The organism is Streptococcus sp. UBA632 (assembly GCF_002300045.1).
Taxonomy (GTDB): domain Bacteria; phylum Bacillota; class Bacilli; order Lactobacillales; family Streptococcaceae; genus Streptococcus; species Streptococcus alactolyticus.
Map to the genome: position 1 here is coordinate 43192 of NZ_DBPA01000038.1, position 10607 is coordinate 53798.

The 10607-nt window shown below is 44.8% G+C and carries 13 protein-coding genes; all 13 read right to left on the reverse strand.

From position 1 onward, the window contains the following. Positions 1 to 99: 99 nt before the first annotated feature. Positions 100 to 1455, reverse strand: coding sequence for a glutathione-disulfide reductase (gene gorA, locus B3473_RS05030; RefSeq protein WP_154454720.1), 1356 nt, complete (start codon positions 1453 to 1455; stop codon positions 100 to 102). Positions 1456 to 1467: 12 nt separating this feature from the next. Beyond that, on the reverse strand, positions 1468 to 1803 hold the full coding sequence (gene traF, locus B3473_RS05035) for a conjugal transfer protein TraF (RefSeq protein ID WP_154454719.1): 336 nt from the start codon (positions 1801 to 1803) through the stop codon (positions 1468 to 1470). 78 nt (positions 1804 to 1881) lie between these two features. Next, on the reverse strand, positions 1882 to 2205 hold the full coding sequence (locus B3473_RS05040; protein WP_154454718.1) for a putative quinol monooxygenase: 324 nt from the start codon (positions 2203 to 2205) through the stop codon (positions 1882 to 1884). Between the two features lie 89 nt (positions 2206 to 2294). Further along, on the reverse strand, positions 2295 to 3122 hold the full coding sequence (locus B3473_RS05045) for a ZIP family metal transporter (protein WP_154454717.1): 828 nt from the start codon (positions 3120 to 3122) through the stop codon (positions 2295 to 2297). 73 nt (positions 3123 to 3195) lie between these two features. Next, a complete protein-coding gene (locus B3473_RS05050; RefSeq protein WP_154454716.1) occupies positions 3196 to 3753 on the reverse strand; it encodes a DNA-3-methyladenine glycosylase I in 558 nt (185 codons plus the stop codon). A gap of 26 nt (positions 3754 to 3779) precedes the next feature. After that, positions 3780 to 4541 (reverse strand): inositol monophosphatase family protein, encoded by a 762-nt coding sequence (locus tag B3473_RS05055; protein ID WP_154454715.1) that lies wholly within the window; start codon positions 4539 to 4541, stop codon positions 3780 to 3782. Next, positions 4531 to 4806, reverse strand: coding sequence for a UPF0223 family protein (locus B3473_RS05060; protein WP_154454714.1), 276 nt, complete (start codon positions 4804 to 4806; stop codon positions 4531 to 4533). The genes B3473_RS05055 and B3473_RS05060 overlap by 11 nt, the downstream gene beginning before the upstream one ends. A 119-nt stretch (positions 4807 to 4925) precedes the next feature. Continuing rightward, the gene (locus B3473_RS05065; protein ID WP_154454713.1) at positions 4926 to 5333 is read right to left on the reverse strand and encodes a Spx/MgsR family RNA polymerase-binding regulatory protein; all 408 of its coding nucleotides are present in this window, start codon (positions 5331 to 5333) and stop codon (positions 4926 to 4928) included. Positions 5334 to 5418: 85 nt separating this feature from the next. Then, a complete protein-coding gene (locus tag B3473_RS05070) occupies positions 5419 to 6330 on the reverse strand; it encodes a bifunctional riboflavin kinase/FAD synthetase (protein WP_154454712.1) in 912 nt (303 codons plus the stop codon). A gap of 11 nt (positions 6331 to 6341) precedes the next feature. Beyond that, the gene (gene truB, locus B3473_RS05075) at positions 6342 to 7223 is read right to left on the reverse strand and encodes a tRNA pseudouridine(55) synthase TruB (protein WP_168260737.1); all 882 of its coding nucleotides are present in this window, start codon (positions 7221 to 7223) and stop codon (positions 6342 to 6344) included. 88 nt (positions 7224 to 7311) lie between these two features. Continuing rightward, positions 7312 to 8667 (reverse strand): DUF438 domain-containing protein, encoded by a 1356-nt coding sequence (locus tag B3473_RS05080; protein WP_154454710.1) that lies wholly within the window; start codon positions 8665 to 8667, stop codon positions 7312 to 7314. Continuing rightward, positions 8660 to 8899 (reverse strand): DUF1858 domain-containing protein, encoded by a 240-nt coding sequence (locus B3473_RS05085; protein ID WP_154454709.1) that lies wholly within the window; start codon positions 8897 to 8899, stop codon positions 8660 to 8662. Before B3473_RS05085 ends, B3473_RS05080 begins: the two co-directional genes overlap by 8 nt. Before the next feature lie 108 nt (positions 8900 to 9007). Further along, positions 9008 to 10600, reverse strand: coding sequence for a type I restriction-modification system subunit M (locus B3473_RS05090; protein ID WP_293677779.1), 1593 nt, complete (start codon positions 10598 to 10600; stop codon positions 9008 to 9010). Positions 10601 to 10607 lie beyond the last annotated feature (7 nt).

A 10607-nucleotide genomic window follows, 5' to 3' on the forward strand; every position in this document is an offset into this window, starting at 1 on the left:
ATTTCACATGTTAATTACAACTTAAAAACAGGAGAAATTGTGCATTTTAAAAGGCGGTTTTCGAATGCTGAAAACTGCCTTTCTGAATTGTTTATTTGACTAACGCATGGTAACAAATTCTTCTGCGCCTGTCGGGTGAATGGCTACGGTTTGGTCAAAATCGGCCTTGGTTGCCCCCATCTTGATAGCGACGGCAAAGCCTTGAATCATTTCATCGACCCCATATCCGATACCATGTAAACCGATAACTTTTTCGTCCTTACCAAGCGTGACTAATTTCATCACGCAAGGTTGGCGATGGTCGCCCAAAGCGGTGTACATCGGTGTGAAACTTGAACGGTAAACCTTAATCTCGTCCTTGCCAAATCTTGCGATGGCCTCTTCTTCTGTGTAGCCGATAGCCCCAATAGATGGGTGGCTGAAAATAACCGTCGGAACGTTGGTGTAGTCCATCTTGGCATGGCTTTGACCGTTAAACAAACGCTCTGATAATTGACGGCCTGCCTTGACGGCAACTGGGGTTAATTCCAATTTGCCATTGACATCGCCAAGGGCATACAAGCCTTCAACAGAGGTGTTCTCGTAAGCGTCCGTTTGGATAAATCCTTTGTCATTTAGGGCAACCCCTGCCTTTTCAATGCCAAACCCAGTGACATTTGGCTTGCGGCCAATCGCCCAAATCACAGCATCAACGGTGTAAGATTCGCCGTTTTCAAAGCCAATGGTTAAACTGCCGTCTGCATTTTTGAGGACTTCTTTTGGTATGGCATTCGTATGCAGATGCGGTCCGTTTTTAGCCATATTATCCACGAGTGTTATAACGATGTCTTTATCAAAGCGACGCAAAGGACGGTCATAGCGAACGAAGAGATGCGTTTTCGAACCGAGTGCCTCAAGCACCCCAGCCAATTCAACCGCAATGTAACCACCGCCAACAACAGCCGTGCGTTTTGGAACATCATCCAAAGCAAAAAAGCCGTCTGAGGTCATACCGTATTCTGCCCCTGGAATGTCAGGATAAAGGGCATGACCCCCCGTCGCAATGAGAATGTGCGGCGCCGTGTAATATTTGCCAGCTGCTTCAACCGTATGAGTATCCACAAAGCTAGCGTAGGCTTTGACACGCTCAACCCCATTATGGTCAAAACCTCTCTCATAAGAGGCATGAATACGATCGATATAAGCCTGACGATTGGCTTTTAGGGTTTTAAAATCAAACGCCGTATCCTTGACCTGAAAACCATATTCCGCAGCGTAGGTGTTTAGCGTTTCAGCAACCTGTGCTCCATACCACATGACTTTTTTAGGCACGCAGCCTAGATTAACACAGGTACCGCCAATGTCCTTGCCTTCAAATAAAATAACCTTGGCACCGTGCATAGCGGCACGATTGGCTGAAGCAATCCCGCCAGAACCCGCACCAATGACGATGTAGTCGTAATGATTGATTTCCATAACAGAGCCCCCTTAGTCTTGGTTGATGAAGTCTAAAATAACGGCTTCTGATAATGAAGAATCGCAGACCACACGAACCTTGCCTGACTTAGCCACCACAAGGGCTGGAACTGTTGGAATGTTGTAAGTTAAACGCAAATCTTGTGTCACAGAATCTTGATTTTCGCTGTTTAAATAATAAACCGTCAAATCATTGTCTTTGGCTACTTGAGTCAATTTTGGTTCAAAACGGCGGCAGTAAGGACACGTTGGACGTCCGATGAAAAGGATGAATTCATCCGCTGTTTTAAGGTATTGCTCAGCTTCTTGAGCCACGATGGGTGTGAAATATTCTGCAAATGTTGACATAGTTTTTCTCTCCTTTTTCTCCTATCATATCTCATAAGAGGACAATAATCAACTTTCCCGTTTGAAAAGGGCAAATGACTAGTGGCGAATGAAAACATCATCTGCTGGGTAGTCGTCTGATAAGTAACGCTCTACCGTCATGTGCAGGTCGTATTTGTCCCTGAGCGCTATCACTGTTGCCATCATGGGTGAGGCGTGGTGGGCATCAATAGCAGCCTGATTTTCCCAACTATCAATCAAAAGCACCGTTTCAGGGTCACTAACTGGGAAGAAATAATCGTATTTGAGGTTGCCTTTTTCCGCACGAATCGCTGCTGCCGTGCCTGATTGCTCCATTTCTTCCATAAATTGCTTGGCTTTGCCGTTCTCACCTTTGTAATACAAGTGAAGGGTAATCGCCATCACATCACCTTCTTTCTTTTTCTCCTATTATATGGTATTTTGAATTCGTTTTCAATTAATCAACTCCCCCTTCTATCAAAAAATGCCGCTTATCCTAAAGCGACATCCATAACCATCATCAAAACAAAGCCTGCCATCAAGCCCATCGTGGCAATGTCGGTATTGCCATTGGTCTGCGACTCTGGAATCAATTCTTCCACCACCACGAAAATCATGGCGCCAGCCGCAAAGGCTAGGGCATAGGGAATGACTTGCAACATCATCAAAACAAGGGCAGCACCCAAAACAGCACCAACTGGCTCAACGATGGCAGACATAGCTCCCACGAAAAAGGCCCATTTGCGAGAGCGCCCTTCTGCTCGGATAGGAATAGACAAGGCCGCACCTTCAGGAATATTTTGTAAGCCAATCCCCACTGTCAAGCTAAGCGCCGCCACAAGAGCTGCGACGCTCGGCTGCTGAGAAGAAGCCAAGGCACCAAAGGTCACACCCAAGGCAAGGCCTTCAGGAAAATTGTGGATGGTGATAGCCAAAAAGAGCAAGGCGGTTTTTGAGAGTTTTTTCTTGGGCTGAATGCCTTCTGCTTCAGAAAGGTCCATACCCAAATGCAAGTGGGGCACTAAAACATCAATCAAACGTAGACTAAAACCACCCACTAAAAAGCCAATCGCCACAGGCAACCAAGCCATTGTGCCATAATCTGCTTGGGCAAACTCCAAGGCAGGATTGAGCAAAGACCAAAAGGATGCCGCAATCATGACACCAGCCGCAAAACCCATTGTCGCATCCAACAGGCGACGATTGACCTGCGTGAAAAATAAGACCACGGCAGACCCCAAAATGGTGCAGCCCCAAGTAAAGAGCCCTGCTAAAAAGGCGAGCAAAACCACATGTTGTGACAAGAGCCACTCTATCATCTTAATTTTCCTTTCATTACTGACATGATTCTAGTGAAAAACCTAGCCCCATGCCGAGCTAGGTTTTGACACATTATCGGTAGGGACAACTTATTAGGTGATCATTAACCACGCCGATAGCTTGCAAAAACGAATAGGTAATCACAGGTCCTACAAAAACCATGCCACGTTTTTTCATGTCCTTACTGAGTTGTTGGGACAAGTCTGACACGGTAGGAATATCAGACAACTGTTCCCACTTGTGGTCCATGATCTGTCCTTTGGTAAATTGCCAGAGGTAAGCGTCAAAAGAGCCATAGCTTTCTTGGATGGCTTGGACGGCTTGCGCATTTTGGCGAATACTGAAAATTTTCTTGCGATGGCGAATCAAACCAGAATTTGATAACAAGCTTTCTAGTTCTTCGTCAGTCATCTTGGCACAAGCGTCAATGTCAAAGTCATGAAAAGCCTTGCAGTAGTTGCTACGTTTGTGCAAAATGGTTTTCCATGACAAGCCTACACTAGCGCCCTCCAAGCACAGCCATTCAAACAAGGCTTGGTCGTCGTGGGTGACCTTGCACCATTCAGTGTCGTGATAAGCTTCTAAAAGGGCATCTCCCTCGTACCAACTGCGGCAACTTGCTTCTGCCATACTGTCCCTTTCTGATCTATCCTCACTTATGGTTTGAGGTATTGTTGAATAGTTGCTAATTTTGCCTTAGGCACAAACATGACTTTTTGACGAGTCTTGAAATCAGGCTCCTTGCCATCAATAGTGAGCAAGACATAACCTAATTTTTCCCCCATGACCTTAGCAGCAGCGTAATCCCACGGCTGAATATGTGAAAAATAGGCTAATAATTGCCCTGATAAGACATAAGCCATGCTAATGCCTGCGCCACCGTAAATGCGTACGCCAAGGCTTTGCTGAACCAATTCTTTGATGCCGTGATAATCATCCGCAAACATCATGGCATTGCAACCAATCAAGCTGCGGTTTAATAGTACGTCTTGGTAGGGCTGTAATTTTTTGTCGTTGGCATAGACGTCGAATTGCCCGCCACCGCTGTATAGCGTATCACCCATGACATCGTAAATCAAGCCAAATTGCCCCACACCATCCTCGTAATAAGAGAGCATAATGGCAAAATGATCACGTTGAACAATGAAATTCACCGTGCCGTCAATAGGATCCAAAACCCACACATGCCCGTCAGACACGGGGTGATAAACGCCATTTTCTTCGGCCATGATATGGTCATCGGGATAGGCTTGCTTGATTTTACCAATGACTAAATCTTGCGTTGCCTTGTCAAGATTGGTCACTAAATCATCAAAACGGGTCTTTTCTTCAATGTCTAGTTCTTGAATCATGTGTGATTTAACAAAGGCACCTGCCTCACGGATGATTTCTTTGGCAAAGTTAAATTTAGTTTTCAAGAGAAATGTATCCTTTCTCTGTCGCGCGTGCCTGTTTCACCGCTTGGTAGGTTGAATAACCGCTGCTTTGTTCAAAAGCTCGATCAATTTGTTTTTCTTGTGCCTTGCTTTTTACAACGGTTTTAAATGCTGCGTAGCTGTCTAAGAGATCTTTGATGGCTACCTTGCTTTCATAAGCGTCTTCAACTCGATTCAAAAAAGAAAGCACCGAGGCAATTTCATCAGTGCTCCAAGATGGATCAAGCGGATAGCTATAATTCTTCATAAAGTATTTGTCCTCAAAATAGTCTTTTCCAACGCGCACGAGCGTCTTTTCATCGCAATAAGCTTATGATCAGACACTACTTTTGTTTTTTTAAAGACTTTCTTTGAGCTACTCCTTTCTTAACTGTCTATCTCAGCTCGAATCGTCGCTTGACGCAACTCTTGTTTGCGGTAATCCTTTGGTAAAAAGGCTCGAATTTCGTCTTCGTTAAATCCAATTTGCATGTGTTTGTGGTCGTCTAAGATAATCGGACGACGCAACAAACCTGGATTTTGCGAAATCAAGTCAATCAATTCTGAAACAGAGAGATCATCAACGTCAAGATCTAACTTTTGAAAAACTTTTGATCGAGTTGAGATAATGTCTTCTGTACCATTTTCTGTTAAGGATAAAATGGTCATCAATTCTTCGTGACTGAGCGGGTTCGTGATGATATTGTGTTCTTGAAATTTCACGTCATGCTCATTGAGCCAAGCACGAGCTTTTCGGCAACTGGTGCAGCTCGGTGATAAAAATAACGTAATCATATAAGCAATCCCCCATATACTTGCTTATATTATACTAAAAAAATCCATAATTGACTATCTTTTTTCTAAAAATAAACCCATTTTTTCACAATTTTAACGAAAAGGATTTATCTTGATGCAACTGAGTTGTTAGGGCTTTCATGCTTGAGAAATTGACCATATCCCTAATCTTCTCCAACCAAATGACGTCGATGTGCTCACCGTAGATATCACTATTGAAATCAAAAATGTTGACTTCAAGACGTAATTCTGTGCCGCCAAAAGTGATATTTTTACCAATGCTGGTCATGGAACGATAGCGTTTGCCACGTACAATGGCGTCTGTGACGTAAACCCCATATTGAGGCAACAGAACCCTGTCTTGAGGAATCAGATTTGCCGTTGGGAAACCGATGGTACGCCCACGCGCATCGCCATGAACAACTAAACCGCTAGTTTGAAAGTCATACCCTAACAAACGATTAGCTTCCTTGACTTGCCCAGTTTCCAGCAAATGACGAATACGAGTGGAACTGATTTTTTCGCCCTTGTCCGTCACTTCTGGCACAATCACCACTTCTCCGTCAAACTGCTGCGCTAAATCGCTGGCACTTTTGCGGTCATGTCCAAAACGGTAATCAAAACCAACGACAATGGCCTTTGCTCGCAAGGGTTTGACAAACAAGTTCAAAAAAGCATCCGACGACAATTTGGCAAATGAGGACGTGAAGTCTGTCAAGTACAAATTATCCACACCGTAAGCCGCAAATTTGTCATAACGAAGCTCAGGAGAGGTCAATTGACAGAGTAAATCCGGACTGTATCGGCTCAAGGCCAATCGTGGCGACGCATTGAAGGTCAAGACTGTGACGTCTAGATTATCTTCCTTAGCAATGATTTTAGCACGGTCAAAAAGGGCTTTGTGACCAAGATGAAGCCCATCAAAATAGCCCAAAACCAACACCGCATCTTGGCTTGTTGTGATGTCTTTATAATCGTTTAATTCATAGATGTTCATTTGTCTTTATCTCACATAAACACTTTGCGTGGTTTGTATAGGTCCTCACGAGGCTCAAGAATCGCAATTAGCTTGTCTTGGTAAAAGCCTGCCAATCGAGAATCCGTGCGCTCTAGCGGAATTTTACGGCCAAATGATAGCTCTTTGGCCTCCTCGTCTGTCAAATCCACACGTGGCAAATCCATGACACCATACTCAATCGGCAACAAGAAAGACCAATCGTCTACCTGACATTTCTCCGCAATTTCTGCTAAAGTCAAGGCGTCATCCAACTGCAATCCTGCTGAAGCTTGACGTTCCAAGAAGGACATGTGACTGGCGTAGCCCAGCGATTTCCCTAAATCCACGGACAAAGTGCGGATATAGGTACCTTTGCTACATGCCACTTCAAAATCAAAATAACAACAATCATCCTTGAAGGTCAAGGAGCTGGTGCGCCTGAAATCGTAAATGCTGACCTGACGGTGTGGGCGCTCCACTTCTTCGCCCGCACGCGCGTATTCGTACAAACGACGTCCGTTGACCTTAACGGCAGAATACATGGGCGGTGTCTGATTGATATCCCCCACCATGCCTGCCATAGCCTCATCCACCTGCTCAGGACTTAAATCAGCAGACACAGGTGTTCTCTCCACCACCTCGCCACTGGCGTCCTCTGTCGTGGTCGAAAAACCAAGACAAATTTGCCCACGATAGACCTTACCAGCCTCGGTCATGTATTCAATAACACGCGTGGCCTTGCCAACGGCAATAGGCAAAACACCGACCACATCAGGGTCAAGCGTGCCACCATGCCCAATTTTTTTCTCGTGTAATAATTTCCGTAACTTAAAAACGGCATCGTGACTGGTCATGCCAGCCTCTTTCTTCAAATTGATAATTCCATTAACCATAACTTCTATTATACCGTTTTTTACATAGAAAAGACAAGTCCGCGACTCAGCAGGACAGCTGTCGATCTTGCCTTTTGGGTGTTATAAACTAAATGTTACGACTAGCATCACCATCTAGGTCACGAAAGACTTGAATGTCTTGGACATATTCTAGCACCCCTTGAAAATCGCCTTTTCGATCACGGACAGCAGCATAGGTCACATAGATAAATTTTCCTGAACGCTCAGACTTGTACCACATAGTCACCTTGTTACGCTCACCTGAGCGCAAGAGACTGAAAATCTTTTTGACCTTTTCCAGCACACGAGGTGGGTGACACAGTTCCACATGACGACCAATTTGGCTTGGCGTGCGCTTGAAAATCATGTTTTCAGGCTCAGTGTTGTCATTGTAATACTGGAAAATATCGTCCTTATTGACAAAAGTAATCTCCATCGGCAAATGATTGAGAATCAAATCGGCTTGTTCAACAGACAAATAACCATTGCCAAAGGCTTGTGTCGTGGTGCGGTCCACAGCTGCCTTGTCCTTTTTAGGAGTGAATTGAATGGTCAATTGTCCCTCAGGCGTATCAATCACACGCGTCACTTGTTCAGTGTCTGAAAGGTCCTCTGCCACAAGAGATTCTTTGTTGTCAGTTTCTTCTTGAAGATCTTTTGGTGTGTCAAAGGCTTCACGGTATGGTTGCCACACTGCAGTTGGCTTGATGATGGCATAGCCATAAGCATCACTTTCCTTAGCAATGGCCAGCCAGTCATCCTGCGTCAAGGTTTCCAACAAAATCATCAGTAAAATCGCCTCTTCTTTGAAAATCATTTCCTCAAATTCTTTGGCGAAGGCTTCAAAAGCTGCAGAAACTTGGTCAATGCTGATGTTTGGTAATTGGTCGAGTTTGGCTTGGGTGGTTTTGAACAAATCACGAATGTCATCGTCAACACCCCACATGACTTTTGGTGGGGCGTCATGCCCATAGCGCTCCATAACTGGAAAGAAGAGTTTTTCCTTGCGAGTATAATGGCGATCAAATTGCCCAAGAAGGCTCATCTGATGGCGCAAACCGTTCAACAAATCCAAACGGTAAGGCTCATTTTCAGGCTTTTCATAGTTTTCAATGATGCGGCGAATGCGCAACATGGCAGCTCGCAAGGCGAGGTTTTCCTGCTTAAAGAGATAAACAGGGTGGCCTTCTTGCTCAGCGTCAGGCGCCTCCACATCTGAAATAGCTCCCTTAAAGAGATTGGCATGGACATTGCAAAGCCCCATGACATCCTCAAAAGTAATGCCCGTATCAGACCCCATGAGCTCATGCTCCATCATGGAAATTTCAAGGGCCGAAACGCCTGTGAAATGCTGGTTGAAGTCCTCTTGCACCGAAGCCGCATCCGCACCGTCATGCAAACGCAAGAGAATGTCTTTTAACACGTCGATTCGCTTGTCAGTCATGGTCACCTCCGATTACATCATAGCCGTGAAATATGAGCGTTCGCTCAATATCTTCTAGGGAAATGCCTGTTAGTTTTGCTCCTGCTTTCAAGGATGTAACCTTGCCTACCGTGTGCAGCATGGCTGGATTGGCCAAGGGTTTGAGCCCCAAACCCACCAAAATCTCCTTGACTTCAGGGTGTTCTTGTATGATTTCGGCGACAGGTTTCGCCAAATCAATGGTATTTGTCATAAAAAATCCTCTCTTTTATAACATACTATTATAGCACAAGATAGGCCAAAGGAAACCCCAAATCCCGAAAGCCAAAAAATACTAGGTCAAAAACCTAGTATTTATTTGTTACCATTTTGCTAAAAAGTCAGCCAATTCGTTTTGGGCATCAGGGTTTGTCCCTACTAATTGCGTGAGCATGCTTTCTAATTTTGCTGTGGTTTCAGCGATTTGTTTGTCGGTATCTGCCAATTGGTCTGCCAAATCAGGTAGTGGGATCACAGGCTCTTCTTCAAAGGTATCCACGTAACGTGGGATGTTTAGGTTATAGTCATTTTCAACAATTTCATCAAAGTTTGCCAAATGCGCAAATTTATCGATGTCTTGGCGGTCTTGATAGGCAGCCAAGATTTTGGCGATGTGCTCGTCAGTCATGACGTTTTGGTTTTTACCCTTGTCAAATTCTTTTGAAGCGTCGATGAAGAAGACATCTTTTGTGGTGCGGTTTTTCTTGAGAATGATAACTGTCGTTGGAATAGACGTGTTGTAGAAGATATTTGTTGGTAGTCCGATGATGGTATCAATAGCTCCTTCTTCGAGGAGGTGTTTGCGGATTTTTTGCTCAGCATTTCCTCTAAAGAGCACCCCGTGTGGCAAGACGATGGCCATGATACCTGTGTGTTTTAGGTGGTAAAAACCGTGTAGGAGGAAGGCAAAGTCTGCTTTTGATTTTGGTGCTAGAACTCCGTAGCTTGAAAAGCGGGGATCTTGGAGGAAACCAGCGTCCCCGGACCATTTTTGAGAATAAGGTGGGTTCATCAAGACACCATCAAAGTCTGTCGGCTCATCGCTTGGCCAATCTTTATCCAAGGTGTCACCGATGTGGAGTTTTTGGTTTTCAATTGGAACACCGTGCAGCATCATATTCATGCGAGCGAGGTTGAAGGTTGAGGCGTTAATCTCTTGCCCAAAGTAACGAACGGTTGAGGCTTCCTTACTGTAACGTTTAGCATTTAGTAAGAGTGAGCCTGATCCCATAGTTGGGTCATAGAGGGTCATGCCTTTTTGGTGCTCACGCCCTAAAAAGACAATCTGTGTCATGAGGTGAGAAACAGCCTGCGGTGTGTAGAACTCCCCAGCCTTTTTCCCTGAATCGCTGGCAAACTGACCAATCAAGTACTCATAAGCGTCCCCAAGAATATCGCCATCGTGGTCGCTAAGGTTTAGCTCATTTAACTCTTTGATCAACTCTGAAATGACTTGGTTTTGCTTTTGTGGTGTTGGGCCTAAGCGTTTTGAGTAGAGGTCAATGTCTTCAAACAAGTTTTCAAAAATCTCGTTAGACTGCTCGATATCACGGAAACCTTGCGCCAAATCTTCTAGCTGAAAGTCACTGGTATAAACTTTAGACACCAAAGCGGTGAAAGTCAACTGAGGCGCCATGGTATACCCCAGCACATCTGAGAGATCCTCTAGCAAATCATCTCTCAAGTCCTCATCTGCCAAACTGGCTTCATAGAGGGATTGCGCTTGTGCCAAGCTTTCAAAAGGTTCGTCAAGGTCATCACACACCTCAAGGAGCAGTTTATCCGATAAGTGCTTGTAAAAGATCAAACCAAGGAGGTAAGACTTGTATTCATTTGCGTCCATCTTACCACGAAGGATATCCGCCGCATTCCAAAGCGACTGGTAGAGATTTTGCGAGTTGTTTTCTTGTGCCATCATTTCT

What these genes read in the sequence shown, in the direction of transcription:
- B3473_RS05090 (WP_293677779.1), bottom strand. Translation starts at nt 10,600, where the DNA reads ATGGCACAAGAAAACAACTCGCAAAATCTCTACCAGTCGCTTTGGAAT.
- traF (WP_154454719.1), bottom strand. Translation starts at nt 1,803, where the DNA reads ATGTCAACATTTGCAGAATATTTCACACCCATCGTGGCTCAAGAAGCT.
- B3473_RS05045 (WP_154454717.1), bottom strand. Translation starts at nt 3,122, where the DNA reads ATGATAGAGTGGCTCTTGTCACAACATGTGGTTTTGCTCGCCTTTTTA.
- B3473_RS05070 (WP_154454712.1), bottom strand. Translation starts at nt 6,330, where the DNA reads ATGAACATCTATGAATTAAACGATTATAAAGACATCACAACAAGCCAA.
- B3473_RS05065 (WP_154454713.1), bottom strand. Translation starts at nt 5,333, where the DNA reads ATGATTACGTTATTTTTATCACCGAGCTGCACCAGTTGCCGAAAAGCT.
- B3473_RS05060 (WP_154454714.1), bottom strand. Translation starts at nt 4,806, where the DNA reads ATGAAGAATTATAGCTATCCGCTTGATCCATCTTGGAGCACTGATGAA.
- B3473_RS05080 (WP_154454710.1), bottom strand. Translation starts at nt 8,667, where the DNA reads ATGACTGACAAGCGAATCGACGTGTTAAAAGACATTCTCTTGCGTTTG.
- B3473_RS05040 (WP_154454718.1), bottom strand. Translation starts at nt 2,205, where the DNA reads ATGGCGATTACCCTTCACTTGTATTACAAAGGTGAGAACGGCAAAGCC.
- gorA (WP_154454720.1), bottom strand. Translation starts at nt 1,455, where the DNA reads ATGGAAATCAATCATTACGACTACATCGTCATTGGTGCGGGTTCTGGC.
- B3473_RS05085 (WP_154454709.1), bottom strand. Translation starts at nt 8,899, where the DNA reads ATGACAAATACCATTGATTTGGCGAAACCTGTCGCCGAAATCATACAA.
- truB (WP_168260737.1), bottom strand. Translation starts at nt 7,223, where the DNA reads ATGGTTAATGGAATTATCAATTTGAAGAAAGAGGCTGGCATGACCAGT.
- B3473_RS05050 (WP_154454716.1), bottom strand. Translation starts at nt 3,753, where the DNA reads ATGGCAGAAGCAAGTTGCCGCAGTTGGTACGAGGGAGATGCCCTTTTA.